Source organism: Streptosporangium sp. NPDC050148 (assembly GCF_055586505.1).
In genome coordinates, this window is record NZ_JBVJIA010000003.1 from 68,860 (window position 1) to 91,042 (window position 22,183).

Below are 22,183 nucleotides of genomic sequence, written 5' to 3' on the forward strand. Positions count from 1 at the left end.
GCCGGGCGCGTGGTCGCGCTCATCGGTCGACACCTCCCATCACGGGGTCGATCGAGGCCACCGCCGAGATGACGTCGGCGATCATTCCGCCCTCGCACGTCGCGGGCACGGCCTGCAGGTTCGTGAAGGACGGATCGCGGAAGTGGACGCGGTAGGGGCGGGTGCCCCCGTCGCTGACCACGTGGGCGCCGAGCTCGCCGCGGGGCGACTCGACCGGGCAGTAGACCTGTCCGGCCGGGACCCTGAAGCCCTCGGTCACCAGCTTGAAGTGGTGGATGAGCGCCTCCATGGATCCGCTCATGATGTGCGCGATGTGGTCGGGCGAGTTGCCCAGGCCGTCGGGGCCGAGCGCGAGCTGCGCGGGCCAGCCGATCTTCTTGTCGTCGATCATGACCCGGCCGTTCTTGAGCGGGCCGGAGATGCGGTCGAGGGCCTGCTCGATGATCTTGAGCGACTCCTCCATCTCGGCCACCCGGACCAGGTAGCGGCCGTAGACGTCGGCGCTCTTCTCGGTCGGCACGTCGAACTCGTAGGTCTCGTAGCCGCAGTAGGGCTGCGACTTGCGCAGGTCCCAGGGCAGGCCCGCGGCCCGCAGCATCGGCCCGGTGATGCCCAGCGCCATGCAGCCGGTGAGGTCGAGGTAGGCGACGTCCCGGGTGCGGGCCAGGTAGACCGGGTTGGCGTCGAGCATCTTGCGCATGTCCCTGATGCGCTGCGGCATGATCTTGAGCAGCTCGGCGACCTTGTCGACGGAGCCGGCCGGCAGGTCGACGGAGACGCCGCCCGGCCGGACGTAGGCCATGTTCATCCGCAGGCCGGTGATGTACTCCATCACGTCGAGCACCAGCTCGCGCTCGCGGGTCCCGAACAGGAACGGGGTGGTCGCACCCAGCTCCATGCCGAAGGTGCCGATGGCCACCATGTGCGAGGAGATGCGGGTGAGCTCCATCATCATCACGCGGATGGCCTGGGCCCGCTCGGGGACGCGGTCGGTGATGCCGAGCAGCTTCTCCACGGCCATGCAGTACGCCGTCTCGTTGAAGATCGGCGAGAGGTAGTCCATCCGGGTGACGAACGTCGGTCCCTGGGTCCACGTCCGGTACTCGAGGTTCTTCTCGATGCCGGTGTGCAGGTAGCCGATGACCGTGCGGGCCTCGGTGACCGTCTCGCCGTCCAGGTTCAGCACCAGCCGGAGCACGCCGTGCGTGGACGGGTGCTGGGGGCCCATGTTGATGACGAGCTGCTGGTCCTGCTGGCCGCTGAGGGTCTCGACCAGTTCCGTCCAGTCGTTGCCGGAGACGGTGTAGACCCTGCCCTCGGTGGCCTCGGTGGCCTCCTCGTAGGGGGCGCTCATGTGTAAGACCTCCTCTGGTCCGGCGCGGGGATCTCGGCGCCGCGGTACTCGACCGGGATGCCGCCGAGCGGGTAGTCCTTGCGCTGGGGGTGGCCGTCCCAGTCGTCGGGCATCATGATCCGGGTCAGCGCCGGGTGGCCGTCGAAGATGATGCCGAAGAAGTCCCAGGTCTCCCGCTCGTGCCAGTCGTTCGTCGGGTAGATCGAGACCGTGGAGGGAATGTGCGGGTCGGCGTCGGAGCAGGAGACCTCGACGCGCATCCGGCGGTTGTGCGTGATCGAGCACAGGTGGTAGACCGCGCGCAGCTCCTGACCCTCGAGGTCGGGATAGTGCACGCCGGAGACGCCGAGCGAGAGCTCGAAGCGCAGCGCCGGGTCGTCGCGGAGCACCCGCATGACCTCCGGCAGGCGCTCGCGCCTGACGTGGAAGGTCAGCTCGCCGCGGTCGACGACGACGCGCTCGACGGCCTCGCCGAAGGAGGCGCCCAGGGCGCGCTCCAGCTCGTCGGCGATCGTGTCGTAGTAGCCGCCGTAGGGGCGGACGCTGGACAGCTCGGGCTTGCGCCGCACGACGAGACGGCCGTAGCCCGAGGTGTCACCGCTGCCCTTGGCGCCGAACATGCCCAGGCGGGTCACCGGCTGCTCGGGCACCTCGGGGACCTCGGGGAGGTTGCCGGTGGGTTCGGTCGTCATTTGACGGTTCCCTGGTCGATGAGCGGCAGCGTCCGCAGGGCCTGCAGTTCGAGATCGTCGATCTGCTTGGCGCGGTGCGCGCCGAACTTGGTGTTCTGGATCTTGTCGTGCAGCTTGACGATCGCGTCGATCAGCATCTCGGGCCGCGGCGGGCAGCCGGGCAGGTAGATGTCCACCGGCACGACGTGGTCGACGCCCTGCACGATCGCGTAGTTGTTGAACATGCCGCCGCTGGAGGCGCAGACGCCCATGGCGATGACCCACTTGGGCTCGGCCATCTGGTCGTAGATCTGGCGCAGCACCGGGGCCATCTTCTGCGACAGCCGGCCCGCGACGATCATCAGGTCGGCCTGGCGCGGAGACGCCGAGGCGCGCTCCATGCCGAAGCGCGCCAGGTCGTGCTTGGGTCCGCCGGTGGACATCAGCTCGATGGCGCAGCAGGCGAGACCGAAGGTCGCCGGCCAGACGGAGTTCTTGCGCGCCCAGCCGGCCACCTGCTCGACCGTGCTGAGCATGAATCCGCTCGGAAGTTTCTCTTCAAGACCCATATCTAGTCCCAGTCCAGACCCTTGCGGCGCCACACGTACGCGTAGGCCACGAGCACGGTGACGATGAACAGGAGCATCTCGACCAACCCGAAGATGCCGAGCTGGTCGAAGGCGACCGCCCACGGGTAGAGGAAGATGATCTCGATGTCGAACACGATGAACAGCATCGCGGTGATCATGTACTTGAGCGGGAAACGTCCTCCGCCCACGGGCTGGGGCGTCGGCTCGATGCCGCATTCGTAGGCGTCGAGTTTCGCGCGGTTCCAGCGCTTGGGACCGGTGAAGGGCGCGATCGTCACCGAGAAGATCGCGAATCCCGCCGCGAGCACGGCGAGCACCAGGATGGGTGCGTACAACTCCATCGCTACGCCTCCTCTCCCATCTCCACGCGCGCCGGCGCGTAGCTCTGCATGTCGGTGTGTTCCGGAAGTCTAGGCAGGGCGATCATCGCCCCGGGTCGCAGGTGCCGTCGGGCACGCCGATTGATGATCATGCCGGTGGCGCCGCCTTGGACAGGGCGTTGATGATGCGGTCGGACGCGTCACCCCGCCGGTCGGTGAGATTAGCAAGGAGTTTGAGCGCGAAGCGCATCAGGCGGGGGTGCGGCAGCGCGTGACGGGTGGCGAAGTTCATCACGCCGCGGTGCCCGATGAGCTCCACGAACCCGCGGCCGAGGGTGAAGTAGCCGCCGTAGGCGTCCTTCAGCGTCCGAGGATATGCCCGCAGCACCCGCTCGCGCTGGGCGGGGGTCACCCTGCCGAGCGCCTGGACGATCGACTCCGCGGCGATGTGCCCGCTCTCCATCGCGTACGCGATGCCCTCGCCGTTGAACGGGTTGATCATCCCGCCCGCGTCGCCCACCAGCACCAGGCCCCGCGTGTAGTGCGGCTGGCGGTTGAAGGCCATCGGCAGCGCGGCGCCCCTGATCGGGGACGTCATGTTCTCCTCGACGTAGCCCCACTCGGGGGGCATGCCCTTCACCCAGCGCTTGAGCAGGTCGCGGTAGTCCATGCCCTTGAAGGACTCGCTGGTGTTCAGCAGGCCCAGGCCGACGTTGGAGGTGCCGTCGCCGACGCCGAAGATCCAGCCGTAGCCCGGCAGCAGGGTGTCGCCGTCCCAGAGCTCCAGCCAGGTCTCCAGGTAGTCGTCGTCGTGGCGGGGGCTCTCGAAGTAGGTGCGCACCGCGACGCCCATCGGGCGGTCCTCGCGCTTGTGCAGCCCCATCGCCAGGGAGATCCGGGTGGAGTTGCCGTCGGCGGCGACCACCAGCCGGGAGCGGTAGGAGACCTCCTCGCCCTCCCGCTTGGCCACCACGCCGACGACGTGCCCGCTGCGCTCGTCCAGGATCGGGGCGGTGACGTTGACCCCCTGGACCAGCCGGACGCCCGCCTTGACCGCGTTGCCGGCCAGGATCTCGTCGAAGTCCTGGCGGGTGCGGACCAGGCCGAAGTCGGGGTAGCTGGCCAGCTCGGGCCAGTCCAGCTCGAAGCGCATGCCGCCGCCGACCACGCGCAGGCCCTTGTTGCGGACCCAGCCGGGGGCGTCGATGTCGATCCCCATGGCGATGAGCTGCTTGACGGCCCGGGGGGTCAGGCCGTCGCCGCAGACCTTCTCGCGGGGGAAGGTGGTCTTCTCCAGCAGCAGGACGTCGAGTCCGGCCTGGGCGAGATGGAAAGCGGTCGTCGAACCGGCAGGCCCGGCGCCGACGACGATGACGTCGGCGTCAGCCTCAGCGATCTTTCGCTGTACGACGGCTGGCACGGTCACGGGACCTGTCCTGTCCTACACGCTGTGGGGGCCTCGGGGTGAGGGGCCTTTCGTTCCTTTGTGAAGGTCTTCACAAACTTGTCGCGCCGAAGTCTAACGCCTTTGCGGAGCAAAGTGTCAGGCGGGTGCGGCTACGGATCGGCAACCTTCTACGCGGTCTCGGGCCCGGGCTTGTACGCCCGGTGAAGAGCCACGATGCCGAGGCTCAGGTTGCGCCAGGCCACCCGCTCCCAGCCCGCTCCCTGGATGATCCTCGCCAGCCCCGCCTGGTCCGGCCAGGCCCGGATCGACTCCGCCAGATACTCGTAGGAGTCGTCGTTGGAACCCAGGACCTTCGCGACCTGCGGCATCAGTTTCATCAGGTACCGCGAGTATACGAGGTCGAACGACCTGGGCGTCGGGTGCGAGAACTCCAGGATGACCAGGCGCGCGCCCGGCCTGGCAACCCGGTACATCTCGCGGAGCGCCCCGGCGGTGTCGTGCACGTTGCGCAGGGCCGTGGAGATCGTCACCGCGTCGAAGACCTCGTCGGCGAAGGGCAGCCGGAGCGCGTCCCCGGCGATGAAGCTGACCCCCCGGACGCCGCCGCCGGAGATCCCCGAGCCGCCCCGGCGCCGGACCCCGGTGCTCAGCATGCCGAGCGAGAAGTCGGAGGCGATCGCGCGGGCGCCCAGGGCGGTGAAGGCGTCGGTGGAGGTGCCGGTGCCCGCTCCCAGGTCGAGGACGAGCTCACCGGGGCCCGCGTCGACGGCCGCGGCGGTCGCCTTGCGCCAGAGCCGGACCTGGCCCAGGGAGATCACGTCGTTGACCAGGTCGTACCGCCGGGCCGTGCGATCGAACATCGCGGCGACCTCGTGCGGCTGCTTGTCCAGAGAAGCGCGCGTCATGGACCAAGACTAGGCCCGCGCGGACGATCCACCAAAAGTAGCGGTCCGGTCACCCTTCGCGTGCTAAAAATTGTCAAATGTTTGCCAGCAGTGTCCTCATCCCGGTCGCCACCCTGGTCACCACCCTGATCCCGACCGTCCCGGCCGCCTCGGCCGTCCCGACGGCCTCCGTCCCGGCCGCGTCGGCGATCCCCGGCCGGTACGCCGGCGGCGTCGGGCACCCCCGGGTCGTCTCGGCCGATCCGGTGGACACCACCCCGCACGTGCTCGACGGGATCGTCAACGCCCTCGCACTGGTGGACGGCACCGTGGTGGTCGGCGGCGCGTTCGGCGCGGTGCGCGAGGCGGGCGGCTCCCGGGTGCTGCGGCGCCGCAACCTGTTCGCCTACGACCTGGCCACCGGCCGGGTGCTGCCCGGCTTCGCGCCGCAGCCCGACCACCCGGTACGGGCGCTGGCCCCGGGCGTGCACGGCACCGTCTACGCGGGCGGCCGTTTCACCTCGGCCGGAGGGAGATGGACGCGGGGCCTGGCCCTGCTGCGGCTCTCCGACGGCTCGGCCGTGGCCCGCTTCGGCGCCCGGGTGCGGGGCGGCACGGTCACCGCCCTGGTCAGGTCCGGCCGCGCCCTGTACGCCGGCGGCGACTTCACCGCGGTCGGCGACGTCCCGCGCACCGCGCTGGCCAGGCTGGACGCGGTGACCGGTGCGGCCGACCCGGCGTTCACCGTCGAACCGGCCGTGCCCAGGGGCGGACGCGTCCGGGTCCACGCGCTGGCCCTGAGCCGTACCCGGCTGGCGGTGGCCGGTGACTTCGGCACCCTGGGCGCTCTGCCGCGCTCCCAGCTCGGCCTGGTCGACGTGACCGCCTCACCGGCGGCGGTCGCGCCCTGGCGGACCGACGCCTACCGGGGCAGGTGCCGGTCGGACTTCCCCGGCTACCTGCGGGGCCTGGACTTCGCCCCCGGTGGCGGCCACCTCGCCGTCGTGACCACCGGCGGGCCGATGGGCCCGGACCGGATGTGCGACACCGCGGCGAGCTTCCGGACGGACGCGACCGGCCGGGTGGAGCCGGCCTGGGTGAACCACACCGGCGGGGACTCGCTCTACGCGGTGGCCGCGACCGGGGCCGCCGTCTACGTCGGCGGGCACCAGCGCTGGCTGGACAATCCCCGCGGACGCGACTCGGCGGGCCCCGGCGCGGTGGCGCGGCCGGGGATCGGGGCGATCCATCCGCGTACCGGCAGGGCCCTGACATGGAACCCCACCCGCGATCCAGGAATCGGAGTCAAGGCATTCCTGGCCCATCGGGACGGATTACTCGTTGGTAGTGACACAACCCGGCTTGGTCACGAGTACCATGCCCGAGTCGGCATGTTCCCGTTGCCGATCACTCCCGATTCTTAGCGATTCGCTCGCTCACCGCGTCCCTCTGCTTCGAGAGCAGGACGTAACTGGCCACCCCACTGACCAGGAATGCGGCGATCAGCAGGACCAGGGGCTGGCGCAGGCCGAGGATATAGAGCACTCCCAGGCTCACGATCAGCAGGCCGGCCCGGGACGCGGTGTAAACGATGACGGGATGCACGGCATCGAGGTTACGTCACGCCGTTCCTCCAGGCACGATCGCGGGGTGACCATGCGGACGCTCTTCGCATCGACTGCGAGCGCTGCTAGTCTTCACAAGAGATCAGTTTCGTAAAGAAACACCCACGAGCGTCTCAAAAAGGCTCTATCATATAACAATCGGGCAGGCAGTCGATAACAACCCGTGATCTTTGTTGAAAACCACGGATAAATCAGGCTTCGCTCGGCACACTGGTTACCTGTCCGCCCGCTGGCAGGAAGCGGGATGCGAGGGGGAGAGATTGTGGAGAGTAGCAGCGAGCGTCTGCTGACGCCCGGAGAGGTTGCCGCCCTCTTTCGGGTCGACCCAAAGACGGTTACACGCTGGGCCGCGGCAGGCCGCATCAGCAGCATCCGTACCCCCGGAGGGCACCGGCGTTTCCGCGAGTCGGAAGTGCACGCCCTTCTGCGTGGAGAGGACGTCTTGACGGCCGAACGGCCGGCAGGCGAGTCCCCGCGCGTTTGACGACTTAGGACGTCACACCATCGGTGATCCTGCGCGCCTTACCCGGAAGCCGCAGGGTCACCGTGGAGTCGTCCTAGACGTCACGCGACACGACCGGGACCCCCGACAACGCTGAACGACGAACAACGCTGAACGACGACCCCCGACGGCATCGATCGACCTCGACGGTGACCTCCCCCATCACCGCGTCCCGCCCCCGGAGCCGCCCGGAGTGATCCGGCCCGGCTCCTGCGGGTCACGGCCCGTCCAGGTCTCCTGCTCGGCCTTGAAGGCCAGGAACTCCCGTTCGAGCTCGTCGTTCTCCTTCAGCCAGCGCCTGCGGCGATCGGCCCATTCCTCCTCGGTGAGCGACTCGGCCAGCCAGCGCTCGTAGTCGGGATCGCCCGGGGACACCTCCACGTAGGCGTTGCCGATCAGACGCCCGTCTTCGCTGGCCAGGGTCTGCGGCACGCGCAGGGTCCCGTCAGCGAGCCTGACGACGTACATCCCAGATCACCTAGATTCCGTAGCGCCGGTTGAAGAACAACATGACGTCGAGCGCCATCCGCGTGTCACCGCCGAGCATGTCGACCAGCGCGGGACGCTGCCGGGAGACGATCGCGGCGAAGGCGTCCGCGAAGAACTCCTTGCGTCCCAGATCGCCGGACTGCAGGTGGAACCCCGAGGCCAGCTTGGGAACGCACCTGTCGTAGAGGACGGCGAACTCCGGGGAGTCGGAGACCCAGTCGCCGTGCGGGGCGTCCACGTCGTCCAGGGCGTGCCCGACCTCGTGCATCATCACGTCGGGGGTGGGCGAGGGCCGGTCCCCCACCACGATCTTCCGGTCGCCGTACGCCCCGGCGCAGACGTCCCAGGTCGCCCGGCCCGACGGGAGCGGGGCCCCGCGCAGGTAGCCCATGTCGTCCAGGTCCGGTACGCCGCCCGCGCCGACGTAGATCCCGTCCAGGCCGTCGGCCAGCTTGTCCTTGAGCGCGTCGGGCAGCCTGGCCAGGCTCTCCACCGCCCGCACGACCTCCGGCGTGGGCACCTCGTGGCGGGAGTCCCACTGGCGGTGCAGGATGCGCTCCAGCCGCCCGCAGTGGCGCAGGCCGTCCCCCAGGTCCGGGGTGTCGGGGGAGTTGGGCTGGGCCCGGGGACGCTCGTCGTCGAGCTCGAAGTCCTTCCAGGTGTACTGCGGGCGGTCGACCACCGGGGCGGTCACCGTACCGACCCCGCGCTCGGCCTCGCGGGGGACCTCACGCGGAGCCCCGCGGAGGGAGCCCTCCGCACGCGGAGCCGGACTCCGCTGCCACCACCGCCGTCGATGGCGGCCCTTGTCGCCCGAATGTGCCATCACACCCCCTGGGGAAGTGGCAACGCTCCTACGGTACGGGGTGGTCCCCCCGCCGGTCACCCGTAACCGCGGGCCGACCGCAGTGGTTCTCGCAATGGCTTACAGTTCGGGCATGCCCATGCTTGTCGGTCTGGCGATACTCGCCTTCTGGCTCTACTGCCTGTTCGACGTCATCACCACGCCGGACGAGGAGTCAAGGAACCTGCCCAAGCTGCTCTGGGCGGTCATCGTGGTGCTGATGCCGGTCGCCGGAGGGGTCTTCTGGCTGCTGCTCGGCCGCCCCACCGGCCCTCGGGCACCCCGATCGCTGCCGTCGCAGAACAGGCCCCCGCGCCCCGCGGCCCCCAAGGGACCCGACGACGACCCCGACTTCCTCAAGGACCTCGACCGCAGGCTCCGCGACGAGGACTGACCCGCGACCACGTCCCGGCGGCCGGGGATCCGGTGGCCGGGACCTTCGACGGCCACGACTCAGCCGGGAACCTCGGCGTAGGAGTGCAGGCCCCCCAGGAAGATGTTCACCCCGACCAGGTTGAACAGCAGGCACGCGAAGGCGATGAGCTGAACGATCATGGCCGCCTTCCCCTTCCAGCCCGCGGTGGCACGGGCGTGCAGGTAGGCCGCGTAGGCGATCCAGGTGATGAAGGCCCAGATCTCCTTGGGGTCCCAGCCCCAGTAGCGGCCCCAGGCCTTGTCGGCCCAGAGCGCCCCGGCGATGACGGCGAAGGTCCAGATCGGGAAGCCGATCACGATGGCCCGGTGTGCGACCCGCTCCAGGTCCGGCCGGGACGGCAGGCGGACCGAGCCGTCCTTCCTGACCAGGTAGAGGATGCCGGAGACGCCCGCCAGGATGAACAGCCCGCTGGCGATGATCGCCGCCGACACGTGGATCGCGATCCAGTAGGAGTTCAGCGCGGGCACCACCGGACCGGCCTGCACGTGCAGGTAGCGGACGGCGAAGCCCAGCCCCAGGGCGGCGGCGACCGCCACGAACGCGCCCAGGAACCGGACGCGGTAGCGGAGCTGCATGAACAGGAACGCGCTCATCGCCGCGAAGCACATGGCGACCACGAACTCGTACATGTTGCCCCAGGGCCAGCGGCCCACGGCCAGGCCCCGGGTGAGCAGGGAGGCGAGGTTGGCGGCCCAGCCGAGCCAGCTCAGCGCGACGCCCGCGGGCCCCGCCCACCTCGTCCAGGCGGGGGGCCCGCCGGACGGTCCGTCGCCCCGCGCGGTCCCCGTCGCGGCCGGGTCCCGGTCGGCATCGGTGCCGACGGTGCCGCCGGTGCTGCCGGTGACGCCGGAAGCGGCACCGGCGGCACCGACACCGGCGGCGACGGGAGCGAGCCTCGGACGCGCGGCGCGGGCCGGTGCCTCCGCGGGCCGGCCGAAGGCCAGGTCCAGGGCGTAAGCGATCATTGCGAAGACGTAGAGCAGCACCGTCGCCAGGATGAGCTGGTCGCTCAACGTGGCGAGGCCGGTATCGACCTCAGCGGGCATCCTGCACTCCTGGGTTCGAAGGTCCTGGGGTCGAAGGTTCCGGGGTGGAGGGTTCCGGGGTCGCAGGCTCCGTGTTCGCCGGTTCCAGGGACCCCTCGTCCCGGGGTTCCGTGTTCAGGGCGGAGACGATCTCGTCGAACTCCTCGCCGAAGTCACCGCCCTCGGTGCGGGTGAGGCCGCCCACCTCGACGCGGTGCCCGTCACCGCCCGCCCCACCGGACGCCTCGTGGACGCGTACCCACACCCTGCGGCGGCGGACGGTCAGGGTCAGCACGAGCCCGGCCACGGCGAGGACCGCGGAGACCAGGGCGGGCATCCTGCCCGGGTCGTAGGCGACCTGCAGGGCGATCCACTCCCTGACCCCGGTGAACTCGATCGAGCCGGCTCCGCCCGGCAGCGCGAGCCTCCCGCCGACCTGCAACGGGTCGGCCTTCATCACGAGCGGCTTCATCTTCTTCAGGCTCGCCGGGTCGAGCTCGTAGACCGACTGCGGGCGGCCGCTCTCCAGGCCGAGGTCACCGGCGAAGGCACCGTACACCTGGGCGGTGGGGTTGGCGGCCCCGGGGAAGACCGAGACCCACTCCGAGCCCATCGGCACGGCCGTGGGCAGGAAGGCGACCAGTACGCCGAGCTGCTCGGGCTGCGCGTCCGGAACCTTGATCACGCATTCGGAGGTGAAGGTGGCGGGCTGGACCACCAGGCAGGCCACCGGACCGTCGAAGGCGACCTGCCCCTTGCCGTCGGTGATCCTGAAGGTCGGCGCGTAGCCGTGGTCGATGAGGTAGCTCAGCGTGCCGTTGACGTCCAGCGGCTCGTTGACCTTGAGAAGGTGCTCGCGGGCGGCCGCCCCGGGGGCGTCCTCGACCTTGAGCCTGGCCGCGTAGTCGAGGGCCTGGCCCGCCTTGTCTCCCTTGGCGATGTAGGTCGCCTGGAAGTCCTCGACGGTGAAGGAGAACGGCTCCAGCGACTCGGCGCTCACCTGCCGGCCGGGCATGTACCGGTCGTAGGCCGCGACCGTGTTGGCGAACCCCTCGCCCTCCACGACCAGCACGTTCCCGCGGTAGCCGTACAGCGCTCCGGCCCCGACCGCGAGCAGCAGGCCGAGCAGGGCCACGTGGAACAGCAGGTTGCCGCTCTCGCGCAGGTAGCCCTTCTCCGCGGCGACCCAGCCGGGGCCGGTGGTCACCCGGAACCGCTTCGCGCGCAGCCGCGCGGCCGCCTCGTCGACGGTCAGGCCGGAGGAGAAGGAGGCGTGGTGCGGCAGCCTGCTCAGGTTGCGCGGCGCCGCGGGCGGCTTCCTGCGCAGTTCCCGCAGGTGGGTCGCGGTACGCGGGAGCACGCAGCCGATCAGGGAGACGAACAGCAGCAGGTAGATCGCGGCGAACCAGGGCGCCTGGAACACGTCGAACAGCCAGAACCGGTCCAGCCATCGGGCCAGCGCGGGGTCGTCGGCGAAGTACTGGGCGACCTTGGCGTCGGAGACGCCGCGCTGCGGCCAGATCGAGCCGGGCACGGAGGCCAGGGCGAACAGGAAGAGCAGGATCAGCGCTGTCCGCATGGAGGTGAGCGTCCGCCAGAACCAGCGCGCCCAGCCCACGACCCCGAGCCCGGCAGGACGCCCCCGATCCACCGCGGCCTCCGCCGTCGTCTGCTCCTCCTCCATCACCGGACCCGTGCGTTCCATCAGATCACCGGCTCGAATCCGCCGACCCAGCCCTGCATGGCCGCGACGAGCTGCTCCCAGATCCCGGTGACGAGCAGCACCCCGACGACGACCAGCATGACGCCGCCCACGCGCGTGATCAGCTGCGAGTGCCGCCGCACCGCCTTGAACGTGCGCAGGGCCCTGCTGTACGCCAGTCCCGCCGCCACGAACGGCAGGCCGAGACCGAGCGCGTACGCGAAGGCGAGCACGGCGCCGCGGCCGGCGCTGCCCTCGTTCAGGCCGAGGGTGAGCACGACGGCGAGGGTGGGGCCGATGCAGGGGGTCCAGCCGAGGCCGAAGACCAGGCCGAGCAGGGGGGCCCCGGCCAGCCCCGCGGCCGGGAGCCGGCGGATGCGGACGTCGCGCTGCAGCCCGGGGATCGCCCCCATGAAGGCCAGGCCGAGCACGATCGTGAGCCCGCCGAGCACCCGGGTGATGATCCCGGCGTTGCCGAACAGCGCCGCGCCCAGCCCGCCGAACAGGGCGCCCCCGGCCACGAACACCGTGGCGAACCCCAGCACGAACAGCACGATCCCGGCCACCATGCGCCCCCGCCTGGGGTCGGCGCTCATGCCGGTCACGTACGACAGGTAGCCGGGGACCAGCGGCAGCACGCACGGCGACAGGAACGAGACCAGCCCGGCCGCGACCGCTATCGGCAGCGCCAGCGCCAGCGAGCCGCCGGCGACCGTACCGGCGAGGTCAACGCCCATGGCGGGCTCCCGGTGTGAGACCTGCGAGACCGTGTCCCGCCGACGGGGTGGTAACGGCGGCCCGGGCGGTAACGGCGGGTCCGTCCGCCGTCACGGGGAGGCGCGAGCGGTTATCGTTCATCGCCGACCTTGGTGACGGCCTCCAGGAGGTCGGTGTAGGTGACCGCGCCGAGGGCGCGGGCGGCGATCCGGCCCTGACGGTCGATGATCAGCGTGGACGGGATGGCCGCGGGCGGGACCGTGCCCTGGAAGGAGAGCGCCACCTTGCCGGGCTGGTCGAAGATGCTCGGGTAGCCGGGCTTGTGGCCGCGCTCGAAGGCGAGGGCGTCGGCCTTGCGGTCCTTGAAGTCGATGCCGAGGAACGTCACGCCGTCCGCCTTCTTGGCGGCGGAGACCTCCTTGAGCACCGGCGCCTCGGCCCGGCAGGGCGCGCACCAGGAGGCCCAGAAGTTGATGACCACGACCTTGCCCCGGTGCGCGGCCAGCGAGGCGGTGCCCCCGTCGAGGGTCTCCCCCTCGACCCGTGGAGCGGCCTTGCGGTCGGCGGCCTCGAACATGGTGATCTTGCCGTCGCCCGCCACGAAGCGGGTGTCACCGGTCTGGGGCTGCGATCCCTGGTTTCCGGCGCATCCGGCCACGGCGACGAGCAGCGCGGCGGCGGCGAAGGATATGGCGCGCATGGGTGACGGAGGCTCCCTGTACTACAACCGGTAGAGCGACAACTCTACCGGCGGGGTCAGGCGCCCGGCACAGTGGGGCGTTTGACGAGGGCCGCCGCAGGCTCGCTGTATCCGACGCTGATCAGCCGGTCCCCCTCGAAGGAGAAGGTGGTCAGGCTGGCGAGCCCGCACTGCCTGCGGCGCGGATCGTGCGGCAGCCGCCTGCCCTCGGCCGCGAGCCGGATCGTCCAGATCGGGAGCTGGTGGCTGACCATGATCGCCTCATGGCCGCGGGCGGCCTTGCGGGCGGCGACGATCGCGGCGCTCATCCGCCGGACCAGGTGGGTGTAGCGCTCCCCCCAGGAGGGCCGGAGCGGGTTCCACAGGTAGCGGTAGAAGCGCGGGTTGCGGAAGAGGCCGTCTCCCCGGCCCAGGGCGAGGCCCTCGAAGATGTTCTCGGCCTCGATGAGCCGCTCGTCGATCGTGACGTCCAGCCGGAAGGTCTCGGCGAGCGGGACCGCGGTCTCCTGCGCGCGCTCCAGGGGGGAGGAGAACAGCGCGGTGACGTCACGTCCGGCGACCGTCTTGGCGACCGTCTCGGCCATCTGCCGGCCGTTGTCGGACAGGTGATAGTCGGGGAGCCTGCCGTACAGGACGTTGTCGGGGTTGTGCACCTCACCGTGGCGCAGGAGGTGGACGACGGTGGTCTCAGCCATGGTCCCGCCAGCCTAGCGACAGGTACGGGCCGGTGACAGGGCAGGTGGTCCCATCCGGGCGGAAGGGGACATGCCCGAGCCGCCCCACGGGCCCGTTCGCGCCCACCCCCGTGCCGCCTCGCGGACCCGGCGGCGACGCGGGGGTCCGGCAGAGGGGGCCGCGGGGGTCCGCGGGGTCCGTCAGGGCACCACCGGGGAGGCCGGTGACATCGGTGCCGCCGCCGGGGACTCGGGCGCCGGGGCCGCCGACGCGGACGACGCGGTGGACGCGGTGGACGCGGTGGACGCGGTGGACGCGGTGGACGCGGTGGACGCGGTGGACGCGGTGGACGCGGAGTACTGGAAGTCGACGGAGACGGCCTTCAGCGCCTCGACCGCCGCGCGGATCGCCGGGCGGCGCGCGGCGTCGGTCCGCCAGAGCGCGTAGATCCTGCGGGTGGGGCGGGACCTGATCGGCACCACCCGCGCGCCCGGCGGGACGAAGTCACGGCCCAGGCGGGGGACGATGGCGCAGCCGAGACCGCCCGCGACGAGGGCCATCTGGGTCGGGCACTCGTCCGCCATGCAGGCGATGTCCGGCTCCAGCTCGGCCGAGCGCAGCGTGTGGACCAGCCAGTCGTGGCAGATGGTGCCGGGTGCCGAGCTGATCCACCGCTCCCCGTAGAGCTCGGCCAGCTCGATCTCGGCCCGGTCCGCCAGCGGGTGGGACGCGGGCAGGATCGCGTCGGCGATGTCGTCGAAGAGCGTCGCCCGGGAGAGCCCCTCGGGGATGGCCATCGGACGGTTCATCCAGTCCTGGATCACCGCGAGGTCCAGCTCGCCCCGGCTCACCTCGCGGATCTGCCGCTCGGGCTCGCGTTCGGTGAGCTGCATGACCAGGTCGGGGTGGCGCCGGTGCAGGAGCGACAGCGCGGCGGGCATCAGCCCCCGGGCCGCGGTGGGGAAGGCGCCTATGCCCAGCCGCCCCACGACCTGCCCGCGCAGCGCCTCGAAGTCGGCCTCGGCCGTCTCGACCAGCGCGAGGATGCGCTCGGCGTGGTCGGCCAGCAGCCCGGCCGCGTCGGTCAGCCGCACCCCGCGGCCGTTGCGTTCCACCAGGGTCGCGCCGGTCTCCCGCTCCAGCTTGGCGAGCTGCTGGGAGACCGCGGACGGGGTCACCATGAGCGCCTCGGCCGCGGCGCCCACCGATCCGTAGACGGAGACGGCGTGCAGGGCCTTGAGCCGGTTGAGATCCAACATGTAAGGAAGTCTAAACGAGGACAGGAAGAAATGCTAACTTGTTCTGAAATGTCGGTATGAACCACTATGGGCGAATGCGCATCCGGCACTTCCTCCTAGCCATCGGCCTCACCATCATCTGGGGCCTCAATTTCGTGGTGATGGAGGTCGGCCTCCGGCACTTCCCCCCGCTGTTCTACGTGGCGGCGCGCTTCGTCCTGGCCGCCTTCCCCGCGCTGCTGTTCGTCGGCGGCCCCGGGGTGCCCTGGCGGAAGGTGCTCCTGGCCGGTGCCACGCTCGGCGCGGGCCAGTACGCCCTGCTGCTGACGGGGATGCGGGCCGGCATGCCCGCGGGCCTGACCTCGCTCGTCGTCCAGATACAGGCGGTCTTCACCGCCGTGCTGGCCGTCACGCTGCTGGGGGAGCGGCTCACCCGCAGACGGGTCATCGGCATGGCGGTCGCCTTCGCCGGCCTGGCGCTGATCGCCACCGACCTGGGCGCCGGCGGCCCGATCGGCGCGTTCCTGCTGGTCGTCGGCTCGGCGTTCTTCTGGAGCATGGGCAACGTCGTGATCAGGCAGGCCTCGCCGCCCGACTCGCTGCGCTTCATGGTCTGGCTGAGCGCGGTCACCGCCCCCCCGATGGTGGTGCTGAGCCTGGTGGTGGAGGGGGTGCCCCGGCTGGAGTTCTCGCTGGAGGGCACCCTCTCGCTGGTGTACGTGGCGTTCATCTCCACCCTCGCGGGCTTCGCCGTCTGGGGTTTCCTGCTCAAGCGCTACGACGCCTCGGTGGTCGCCCCGACCGCCCTGATGGTGCCGGTCTTCGGCATGTCCTCGGCGGCCCTGTTCACCGGCGAGCAGATCACCCCCCTCAGGCTCGTCGCCGGCGTCCTGATCATCTGCGGGGTCCTGTACGCCGGCACCCGCTCCCGCCGGACCCCCTCCCCGTCACCCTCGCCTTCCCCGCTTCCCGCCTCTCCCCGGGCGGAATCGGAGGAGGATGAGGCGAGAACGGCGGAGAGGGCGTGAGCGAACACACACCGTGACGACGACACGGCGGCCGACGTAAGCGCCGCGCTCGAGTACTGGCCCGCCCCTCCCCCGTGGGGATGGGTCACCGACGACCTCGATCGTCTTCCGTCGGAGGGACCGAACGGCGAGCCCGGCTTCTTCGGGCACGTCGAACTCATCGACAGGGATCGAGGCGGGGGCCGACGGCCCCCGGACGTTCATGCTCTACCCGGGCATGCTCGACGTGGACTTCGACGTCGCGGACTCCCCGGAGCCCTCCGCCCACCTGGGCGCGCCGATCGGGCGGTACGGGCGGGCCAGGGGCGACCGCCCGTGACCCGGAGGCGTCACAGGACCTGGGCGGCGGCCTTGGCGGCGGCGGGCAGCGCCTCGGCGATGCGGGAGAGGGCCTCGTCGTCGTGGGCCGACGACAGGAACCACGCCTCGTACGCCGACGGCGGCAGGTAGACGCCCTGGTCCAGCATGGAGTGGAAGAACGCCCGGTAGGCGGCGGTGTTCTGGGTCTGGGCGGCGGTGAAGTCGACGACCCGGTCCTCGGTGAAGAAGACCGAGAACAGGCTCCCGGCGCGCTGCAGCCGGTGCGGCACCCCGACCGCGGCCAGGGCGTCGGCGGCGGCGCGGCCGATGACCAGGGCGGCGGCGTCGACCTGGTCGTAGACCCCCTCGTCGCAGGCGCGCAGGGTGGCAAGACCGGCGGCGCAGGCCAGCGGGTTCCCCGACAGGGTGCCCGCCTGGTAGACCGGGCCCTCCGGGGCGAGGTGGGCCATCACGTCGGCGCGCCCGCCGAACGCGGCGGCGGGCAGGCCGCCGCCCATCACCTTGCCGAAGGTCATCAGGTCGGCCTCGACCGGGTCCAGCCCGTACCAGCCGGACTCCGACACCCGGAAGCCGGTGAGCACCTCGTCGATGATCAGCAGGGCACCGTGCTCGGTGCACAGCTCGCGCAGCGTGGCGTTGAACCCCTCCAGCGGCGGCACCACGCCCATGTTGGCCGGACACGCCTCGGTGATCACGCAGGCGATGTCGGCGCCGAAGGCACGGAACGCCTCGGTGACCGCCTCGACCGAGTTGTACGGCAGCACCACGGTGTCGGCCGCCGACGCGCCGGTCACGCCGGGGGTGTCGGGAAGGCCGAAGGTCACCACACCGGAGCCCGCCGAGGCGAGCAGCGCGTCGACGTGGCCGTGGTAGCAGCCGGCGAACTTCACGATCTTGGAGCGGCCGGTGAAGCCGCGGGCCAGCCGTACGGCCGACATGGTGGCCTCGGTGCCGGAGCTGACCAGGCGGACCTTCTCCACCGGCTCGACCCGGGCGACGATCTCCTCGGCGAGCTCGACCTCGCCGGGGGTGGCCGTGCCGAACGAGGTGCCGTCGCGCAGCGCCTCCTGCAGCGCCTCGATCACCGCGGGGTGCCGGTGCCCGAGGATCATCGGCCCCCAGGAGCAGACCAGGTCGACGTAGCGGTTGCCGTCCACGTCGGTGATGTAGGGGCCCTGGCCCGAGGTCATGAAGCGCGGCGTGCCGCCCACGGCGCCGAAGGCGCGGACCGGGGAGTTGACGCCTCCCGGGACGATCTCGCGGGCGCGGGCGAACAGGTCCTCGGAGTTCTCGGTACGGCTCACGTCCCCAAGGGTAGCCAGGGAAACGTCCGGTCCGTCCCACGGGGCGAGCCGTCCGTCACGGCCCCGGGCCCCCGGAAGACGCGGCCCGGAACACCGGAAGTCCCGGCTTCGGGCCCCCGGAAACGGGACATCGGCCCCGGGACGACGGGACATCGGGTACGGGATCCTTCGAGGATGGCAGTGACGACACCCCCCGCGCGGCGGCCGGGGACCCGGTCGCCCGGCGTGCGCACCGTGGCCGACGCCGTCCTGGTCCACGGCGCCCTGGCGGCGGCCGTCGGCGGGATCTACTCCGGGCTGGCCTGGCTGCTCGACACGCTCTCCGGCGCGGCGTCCGGCACGCCGTCCGGCGTCCCCTCCGGTGGCGGGGACCCGATGGCCGGGCTCGTCGCGGCGCTGGCCGCGGGCGCGGTCTTCCACCCGCTGCGGCTGCGGCTGCAGCGGGTGGCGGACCGGTTGCTGCGGGTCGAGCGCGACCCGTACCGGGTGGCCGACCGGCTGAGCCGTACCCTGCAGGAGGCCGTCGACCCGGCCGAGGGGCTCGCCACCGCCGCGGTGCTGGTCCGCCAGGCGCTCCGCGCCGACGGCGTGGCCGTCGAGGTGGACGGCGTGACCGTCCTGGACGGCGTGCTGGGGGAGCGGCCGGTCGAGACCCCGCTGGTCTGGCACGGGGAACCGGTCGGGTGGCTGCTCAGCAGCGGCCGCGAGGGCTCACCGGCCTCACCGGACCTGCTGAACGCGCTGGCCCGGCACCTGGCCGAGCTGGCGCACGCCGTACGGCTCACCGCCGACCTGCGACGCTCCAGGGAGCACATCCTCACCAGCAGGGAGGAGGAGCGGCGCAGGCTCCGCCGTGACCTGCACGACGGGCTGGGGCCGACGCTCGCCAGCCTGGCCATGACCGTGGACGAGGCCAGGATCCGCCTGGACCGCGACCCCGAGGCCGTGGAGGAGCTCCTGGTCCGCGTACGCGACCAGATGGGCACCGCGATCGTCGACGTCAGGGACCTGGTCTACGGCCTGCGCCCGCCCGCGCTGAGCCACCTCGGGCTGGCCGGTTCGCTGCGCGCGCTGGCCGACGCGCCCGGACCGCGGGTGGACGTCGTGGTGACCGGCCCGCCGGACGGACCACCGGACGACCCGCTGGACAGTGTCCCCGCTGCGCTGGAGGTGGTGGCCTACCGGATCGCCCAGGAGGCGCTCACCAACGTCCGCCGCCACGCCCAGGCCACCACGGCCCTGGTACGGGTCGAGGTCCTGCGGGCCGGCGGGCAGGCCGCGGGATCGGCGGGCGACGGGAGCGGGACCGGCCCGCGGGAGGGGGACGGCGAGCTGCGGCTCTCGGTCGCCGACGACGGGATCGGCCTGCCGGACCCGATCCGCGGCGGCGTGGGCCTGGCCTCCATGCGCGAGCGGGCGGCCGAGGCGGGCGGTTCGTGCACCGTCGGGCCGCGTCCCGGGGGCGGCACCGAGGTCGTCGCCCGGCTGCCCCTGACGAGGGACGCGACGTGACCTCTCCCCCGCGCGAGGGCACCCCGCCGAGCTCCGCGGGCTCCGCGAACTCCGCGAACTCCGTGGGCTCCGTGGGCTCCGTGGGCTCCGTGGGCTCCGCTGGCTCCGCTGGCTCCGCTGGCTCGCGAAGCCGGCGCGACTCCCCGGGCATGCCGGACGTGCCGAACGTGCCGGACGTGCCGGGCGTGCGGAACGTGCCGGGCGTGCGGGACTCATCGGACCGGCGGCGGACGGCACTGGCCGTGCTCGTCTGGACCGGTGCGGTGCTGGCGCCCGCGGGCAACGTCCTGGCGGTCAGGCTGACCGACCTGAGCGCCTCGACCTGGACCGACCCCTTCGTCACCCTGGACCCGACCGTCATGCTGTTCCCGGCCGCGGGCGCGTTCCTCATCACCCGGCGGCCCAGGCTGCTGGTCCCCTGGCTGCTGTGGGGCGGCGGGATCGCCGGAAGCCTGTTCTACCTGACCTTCGGTGCCGCCCACTGGCTCCACCTCACCTCCCCCGGGGCCGCGGTCACGCCCTACCTCGCGTGGGCGGGAATGTGGCTGTGGCTGTGGCACGTCCCGGTGCTCACCTCGCTGCTGCCGCTGCTGTTCCCGGACGGCCGGCTGCCCTCACGGCGCTGGCGTCCGGTCCTGTACGCGAACCTGGCCCTGATGGTCGGCCACTCGCTGTTCCTGGGGCTGGCCCCGGATCCCGAGTTCGAGAGCCAGCTCCCGCTCGCCAACCCCTTCGGCGTCGAGGCGCTGCGGGAGATCTCGCCGGCCGTGGAGGAGCACATCGGCCTTCCGATGATGGTGCTCATCGCGCTCGGCATCGCGTCGCTGGTCTTCCGCTACCGGGCGGGCGACACCGAACTCCGGCGTCAGATCGCCTGGTACGTCGGCGCGCTGGCGGTGCTGCTGGGCTCCTGGATCCTGCGGGAGATGACCGGCTCCTGGCTGCTGAAGGCCATGGAGACCGTCTTCATCGCCGGGCTGCCGCTGTCGGTCATCGCGGCGGTGCTGCGTCACCGCCTCTACGGCATCGACGTCGTGCTCAACCGGACGCTGGTGTACGGCTCCCTCGTCGCGCTCACCGGCGCGGTGTACTTCGTCCTGATCTGGCTGGCCGGGGTCCTGGCCAGCGATCTGGGGCGGGGCGCGGGACCGGTCGCGGCGCTGGCCGTGGGCACGGTCTTCCACCCGTTGCGGCTGCGGCTGCAGGGGGTGGTGGACCGGGCGTTCGCCGTCGAGCGCGACCCCTACCGGGTGGTCGACCAGCTGGGCCGCATCGGGCAGGGGGCCCACGACCCGGCGGCGGCCCTCGACGAGGCCGTGACCGTGATCCGCGAGGTGCTGGGAGCCACCGGGGTCGACGTCGAGGTCCACACCGGACGGGCCGGGACGACGCGCGTGTTCGCCTGCGGGAGGCCGGAGCCCGGGGCGCGGCAGGTGCCGCTGCTCTGGCACGCGGAGCGGGTCGGGACCCTGCGGGTGTCGGGCGCACGGCCCGGCCGCGAGCCCATGGCGGTGCTCGCCCGGCACCTCGCCGAGCTGGCGCACGCCGTACGCCTCACCGCCGACCTGCGCCGCTCCCGGGAACGCATCAGGTCCACCCGCGACGAGGAGCGCCGCCGGTTGGGCAGGGAACTGCACGACGGGCTCGGCCCGGCGCTGACCAGCGTCACCTTCGCCCTCGACGAGGCGCGCAGGCGGCTCGACATCGACCCGGGGGCCGTGGAGGAGCTGCTCGTCCGGATACGCGGGGAGATGATCGCGACGATCGCGTCGGTCCGCGAGCTGGTGTACGGCCTGCGCCCGCCCGCGCTGGACGACCTGGGCCTGGAGGGGGCGCTGCGCGCCTTCGCCGGGGAGACCGCGGTGACCGCGGACGGCTCGATGGACGGGCTGCCCGCCGCCGTCGAGGTCGCCGCCTACCGCATCGCCCAGGAGGCGTTCACCAACGCCCGCCGCCACGCCCGTGCGGCCACGGTGGTCGTCCGGTTGCGCCGCCTGCCGTCCGAACTGCGCGTGGAGGTCGCCGACGACGGGGTCGGCCTGCCCGAGAACCCGGTCGCGGGCGTCGGGCTGACCTCGATGCGCGAGCGGGCGGCCGAGGTGGGAGGCTCGTGCGTGATCGGCCGGAGGCCGGGCGGCGGCACGGAGGTGACCGTCAGGTTGCCGGTGGAGGAGACCGCGTGATCACCGTACTGATCGTGGACGACCACCCGGTCTTCCGGCGGGGCCTGCGCGGCCTGCTCGCGGCCCTGGACATCGAGGTCGCCGGGGAGGCCTCCGGAGGGCGGGAGGCCGTGGCCATGGCCGCCGAGCTCCAGCCCGACGTGGTCGTGATGGACCTGCAGATGCCCGACGGCAACGGTGTCGAGGCGACCAGGACGATCATCAGGACCAGCCCGCGGATCGGGGTGCTGGTGCTGACGATGTTCCGCGACGACGACTCGGTGTTCGCCGCCATGCGCGCCGGGGCGCGCGGCTACCTGCTCAAGGAGGCCGGGGCGGAGGAGATCGGCCGCGCCGTGCACGCCGTGGCCGCGGGCGAGGCCATCTACGGTCCCGAGATCGCCCGCCGCGTCCTGGCCTACTTCAGCGGCATGCCCGACGCGTCGCGCACCGCCTTCCCCGAGCTCACCGGACGGGAGCGGGAGGTGCTCGGCCTCGTGGCCCAGGGCAGGGGGAACGGGGAGATCGCCGGGATCCTCTCCCTGTCCGGCAAGACCGTGCGCAACCACGTGTCCAACATCTTCATGAAGCTCCAGGTCGCCGACCGCGCCCAGGCGATCGTCCGCGCCCGCGAGGCCGGTCTGGGCGGATCCCCGTGACCGGTCCCGCCGACGCC

At 71.9% G+C, this 22,183-nt stretch carries 23 protein-coding genes; 7 read left to right on the forward strand and 16 right to left on the reverse strand.

Features of this window, described 5'->3' with window-relative positions:
• Positions 1–19: 19 nt before the first annotated feature.
• From ACZ6RT_RS03845 to ACZ6RT_RS03870, 6 genes are all read right to left on the reverse strand, one after another.
• Entirely contained in the window at positions 20–1,354 is a 1,335-nt protein-coding gene (locus tag ACZ6RT_RS03845; RefSeq protein WP_399185378.1) for an NADH-quinone oxidoreductase subunit D, read from the reverse strand.
• On the reverse strand, positions 1,351–2,046 hold the full coding sequence (locus ACZ6RT_RS03850) for an NADH-quinone oxidoreductase subunit C (RefSeq protein WP_399185376.1): 696 nt from the start codon (positions 2,044–2,046) through the stop codon (positions 1,351–1,353). Before ACZ6RT_RS03850 ends, ACZ6RT_RS03845 begins: the two co-directional genes overlap by 4 nt.
• Positions 2,043–2,594, reverse strand: a complete 552-nt coding sequence (locus ACZ6RT_RS03855; protein WP_344891063.1) for a NuoB/complex I 20 kDa subunit family protein — start codon at positions 2,592–2,594, stop codon at positions 2,043–2,045. The genes ACZ6RT_RS03850 and ACZ6RT_RS03855 overlap by 4 nt, the downstream gene beginning before the upstream one ends.
• Positions 2,595–2,596: 2 nt before the next feature.
• Positions 2,597–2,956 (reverse strand): NADH-quinone oxidoreductase subunit A, encoded by a 360-nt coding sequence (locus ACZ6RT_RS03860; RefSeq protein ID WP_344891066.1) that lies wholly within the window; start codon positions 2,954–2,956, stop codon positions 2,597–2,599.
• A 127-nt stretch (positions 2,957–3,083) separates the two neighbouring features.
• Positions 3,084–4,361 (reverse strand): geranylgeranyl reductase family protein, encoded by a 1,278-nt coding sequence (locus tag ACZ6RT_RS03865; RefSeq protein ID WP_399185373.1) that lies wholly within the window; start codon positions 4,359–4,361, stop codon positions 3,084–3,086.
• 149 nt (positions 4,362–4,510) lie between these two features.
• Complete coding sequence (locus ACZ6RT_RS03870) at positions 4,511–5,248, reverse strand: demethylmenaquinone methyltransferase (protein WP_399185372.1); 738 nt, start codon at positions 5,246–5,248, stop codon at positions 4,511–4,513.
• A gap of 77 nt (positions 5,249–5,325) precedes the next feature.
• Between ACZ6RT_RS03870 and ACZ6RT_RS03875 the strand changes: the two genes are divergently transcribed.
• The gene (locus ACZ6RT_RS03875; protein WP_470152169.1) at positions 5,326–6,651 is read left to right on the forward strand and encodes a hypothetical protein; all 1,326 of its coding nucleotides are present in this window, start codon (positions 5,326–5,328) and stop codon (positions 6,649–6,651) included.
• On the opposite strand, the gene ACZ6RT_RS03880 is transcribed toward ACZ6RT_RS03875, so the two are convergent.
• Complete coding sequence (locus tag ACZ6RT_RS03880) at positions 6,635–6,832, reverse strand: DUF4229 domain-containing protein (RefSeq protein WP_344891076.1); 198 nt, start codon at positions 6,830–6,832, stop codon at positions 6,635–6,637. The genes ACZ6RT_RS03875 and ACZ6RT_RS03880 overlap by 17 nt on opposite strands.
• 264 nt (positions 6,833–7,096) lie before the next feature.
• On the opposite strand from ACZ6RT_RS03880, the gene ACZ6RT_RS03885 reads away from it, so the two are divergent.
• Positions 7,097–7,336 (forward strand): BldC family transcriptional regulator, encoded by a 240-nt coding sequence (locus ACZ6RT_RS03885; protein WP_012887349.1) that lies wholly within the window; start codon positions 7,097–7,099, stop codon positions 7,334–7,336.
• Between the two features lie 180 nt (positions 7,337–7,516).
• Here ACZ6RT_RS03885 and ACZ6RT_RS03890 read toward each other — a convergent pair whose 3' ends face one another.
• Positions 7,517–7,822: a hypothetical protein gene (locus ACZ6RT_RS03890; protein WP_344891079.1), complete on the reverse strand. Its 306-nt coding sequence runs from the start codon at positions 7,820–7,822 to the stop codon at positions 7,517–7,519.
• Positions 7,823–7,832: 10 nt separating this feature from the next.
• Positions 7,833–8,537: a hypothetical protein gene (locus tag ACZ6RT_RS03895; protein WP_399185370.1), complete on the reverse strand. Its 705-nt coding sequence runs from the start codon at positions 8,535–8,537 to the stop codon at positions 7,833–7,835.
• A 244-nt stretch (positions 8,538–8,781) separates the two neighbouring features.
• Between ACZ6RT_RS03895 and ACZ6RT_RS03900 the strand changes: the two genes are divergently transcribed.
• Entirely contained in the window at positions 8,782–9,081 is a 300-nt protein-coding gene (locus ACZ6RT_RS03900) for a PLD nuclease N-terminal domain-containing protein (RefSeq protein WP_399185369.1), read from the forward strand.
• Between the two features lie 59 nt (positions 9,082–9,140).
• Here the strand turns inward: ACZ6RT_RS03900 and ccsB are convergent, their stop codons facing one another.
• The 6 genes from ccsB to ACZ6RT_RS03930 form a co-directional block, all read right to left on the reverse strand.
• Complete coding sequence (gene ccsB / locus ACZ6RT_RS03905) at positions 9,141–10,169, reverse strand: c-type cytochrome biogenesis protein CcsB (RefSeq protein ID WP_470152170.1); 1,029 nt, start codon at positions 10,167–10,169, stop codon at positions 9,141–9,143.
• A complete protein-coding gene (gene resB, locus ACZ6RT_RS03910; RefSeq protein ID WP_470152171.1) occupies positions 10,159–11,853 on the reverse strand; it encodes a cytochrome c biogenesis protein ResB in 1,695 nt (564 codons plus the stop codon). The genes ccsB and resB overlap by 11 nt, the downstream gene beginning before the upstream one ends.
• Positions 11,853–12,587, reverse strand: coding sequence for a cytochrome c biogenesis CcdA family protein (locus ACZ6RT_RS03915; RefSeq protein WP_470152172.1), 735 nt, complete (start codon positions 12,585–12,587; stop codon positions 11,853–11,855). The genes resB and ACZ6RT_RS03915 overlap by 1 nt, the downstream gene beginning before the upstream one ends.
• A gap of 110 nt (positions 12,588–12,697) precedes the next feature.
• Positions 12,698–13,267, reverse strand: a complete 570-nt coding sequence (locus ACZ6RT_RS03920) for a TlpA family protein disulfide reductase (protein WP_399185364.1) — start codon at positions 13,265–13,267, stop codon at positions 12,698–12,700.
• 56 nt (positions 13,268–13,323) lie between these two features.
• Positions 13,324–13,962 carry a histidine phosphatase family protein gene (locus tag ACZ6RT_RS03925; RefSeq protein WP_399185363.1) on the reverse strand — a complete coding sequence of 213 codons (639 nt, stop codon included), beginning with the start codon at positions 13,960–13,962 and terminating at the stop codon, positions 13,324–13,326.
• Between the two features lie 180 nt (positions 13,963–14,142).
• Positions 14,143–15,201 carry a LysR family transcriptional regulator gene (locus ACZ6RT_RS03930; RefSeq protein ID WP_470152173.1) on the reverse strand — a complete coding sequence of 353 codons (1,059 nt, stop codon included), beginning with the start codon at positions 15,199–15,201 and terminating at the stop codon, positions 14,143–14,145.
• Between the two features lie 74 nt (positions 15,202–15,275).
• Between ACZ6RT_RS03930 and ACZ6RT_RS03935 the strand changes: the two genes are divergently transcribed.
• Positions 15,276–16,208, forward strand: coding sequence for an EamA family transporter (locus ACZ6RT_RS03935; protein WP_470152174.1), 933 nt, complete (start codon positions 15,276–15,278; stop codon positions 16,206–16,208).
• Positions 16,209–16,537: 329 nt separating this feature from the next.
• Here the strand turns inward: ACZ6RT_RS03935 and hemL are convergent, their stop codons facing one another.
• Positions 16,538–17,833, reverse strand: coding sequence for a glutamate-1-semialdehyde 2,1-aminomutase (gene hemL, locus ACZ6RT_RS03940; RefSeq protein ID WP_470152175.1), 1,296 nt, complete (start codon positions 17,831–17,833; stop codon positions 16,538–16,540).
• 174 nt (positions 17,834–18,007) lie between these two features.
• Between hemL and ACZ6RT_RS03945 the strand changes: the two genes are divergently transcribed.
• The 3 genes from ACZ6RT_RS03945 to ACZ6RT_RS03955 all read left to right on the forward strand — a co-directional run bounded on the left by ACZ6RT_RS03945 (position 18,008) and on the right by ACZ6RT_RS03955 (position 22,166).
• Positions 18,008–19,345, forward strand: a complete 1,338-nt coding sequence (locus tag ACZ6RT_RS03945) for a sensor histidine kinase (protein ID WP_470152176.1) — start codon at positions 18,008–18,010, stop codon at positions 19,343–19,345.
• Positions 19,346–19,548: 203 nt separating this feature from the next.
• Positions 19,549–21,528, forward strand: a complete 1,980-nt coding sequence (locus tag ACZ6RT_RS03950; protein WP_470152177.1) for a sensor histidine kinase — start codon at positions 19,549–19,551, stop codon at positions 21,526–21,528.
• Entirely contained in the window at positions 21,525–22,166 is a 642-nt protein-coding gene (locus ACZ6RT_RS03955; protein ID WP_470152178.1) for a response regulator transcription factor, read from the forward strand. The genes ACZ6RT_RS03950 and ACZ6RT_RS03955 overlap by 4 nt, the downstream gene beginning before the upstream one ends.
• Positions 22,167–22,183: the final 17 nt, after the last annotated feature.

Excerpts from the sequence above, each read along its gene's own strand:
- ACZ6RT_RS03845 (WP_399185378.1), bottom strand. The coding sequence starts at position 1,354 with ATGAGCGCCCCCTACGAGGAGGCCACCGAGGCCACCGAGGGCAGGGTC.
- ACZ6RT_RS03850 (WP_399185376.1), bottom strand. The coding sequence starts at position 2,046 with ATGACGACCGAACCCACCGGCAACCTCCCCGAGGTCCCCGAGGTGCCC.
- ACZ6RT_RS03855 (WP_344891063.1), bottom strand. The coding sequence starts at position 2,594 with ATGGGTCTTGAAGAGAAACTTCCGAGCGGATTCATGCTCAGCACGGTC.
- ACZ6RT_RS03860 (WP_344891066.1), bottom strand. The coding sequence starts at position 2,956 with ATGGAGTTGTACGCACCCATCCTGGTGCTCGCCGTGCTCGCGGCGGGA.
- ACZ6RT_RS03870 (WP_399185372.1), bottom strand. The coding sequence starts at position 5,248 with ATGACGCGCGCTTCTCTGGACAAGCAGCCGCACGAGGTCGCCGCGATG.
- ACZ6RT_RS03875 (WP_470152169.1), top strand. The coding sequence starts at position 5,326 with ATGTTTGCCAGCAGTGTCCTCATCCCGGTCGCCACCCTGGTCACCACC.
- ACZ6RT_RS03885 (WP_012887349.1), top strand. The coding sequence starts at position 7,097 with ATGCGAGGGGGAGAGATTGTGGAGAGTAGCAGCGAGCGTCTGCTGACG.
- ACZ6RT_RS03890 (WP_344891079.1), bottom strand. The coding sequence starts at position 7,822 with ATGTACGTCGTCAGGCTCGCTGACGGGACCCTGCGCGTGCCGCAGACC.
- ACZ6RT_RS03900 (WP_399185369.1), top strand. The coding sequence starts at position 8,782 with ATGCCCATGCTTGTCGGTCTGGCGATACTCGCCTTCTGGCTCTACTGC.
- ccsB (WP_470152170.1), bottom strand. The coding sequence starts at position 10,169 with ATGCCCGCTGAGGTCGATACCGGCCTCGCCACGTTGAGCGACCAGCTC.
- resB (WP_470152171.1), bottom strand. The coding sequence starts at position 11,853 with ATGGAACGCACGGGTCCGGTGATGGAGGAGGAGCAGACGACGGCGGAG.
- ACZ6RT_RS03915 (WP_470152172.1), bottom strand. The coding sequence starts at position 12,587 with ATGGGCGTTGACCTCGCCGGTACGGTCGCCGGCGGCTCGCTGGCGCTG.
- ACZ6RT_RS03920 (WP_399185364.1), bottom strand. The coding sequence starts at position 13,267 with ATGCGCGCCATATCCTTCGCCGCCGCCGCGCTGCTCGTCGCCGTGGCC.
- ACZ6RT_RS03925 (WP_399185363.1), bottom strand. The coding sequence starts at position 13,962 with ATGGCTGAGACCACCGTCGTCCACCTCCTGCGCCACGGTGAGGTGCAC.
- ACZ6RT_RS03930 (WP_470152173.1), bottom strand. The coding sequence starts at position 15,201 with ATGTTGGATCTCAACCGGCTCAAGGCCCTGCACGCCGTCTCCGTCTAC.
- ACZ6RT_RS03935 (WP_470152174.1), top strand. The coding sequence starts at position 15,276 with ATGCGCATCCGGCACTTCCTCCTAGCCATCGGCCTCACCATCATCTGG.
- ACZ6RT_RS03945 (WP_470152176.1), top strand. The coding sequence starts at position 18,008 with ATGGCAGTGACGACACCCCCCGCGCGGCGGCCGGGGACCCGGTCGCCC.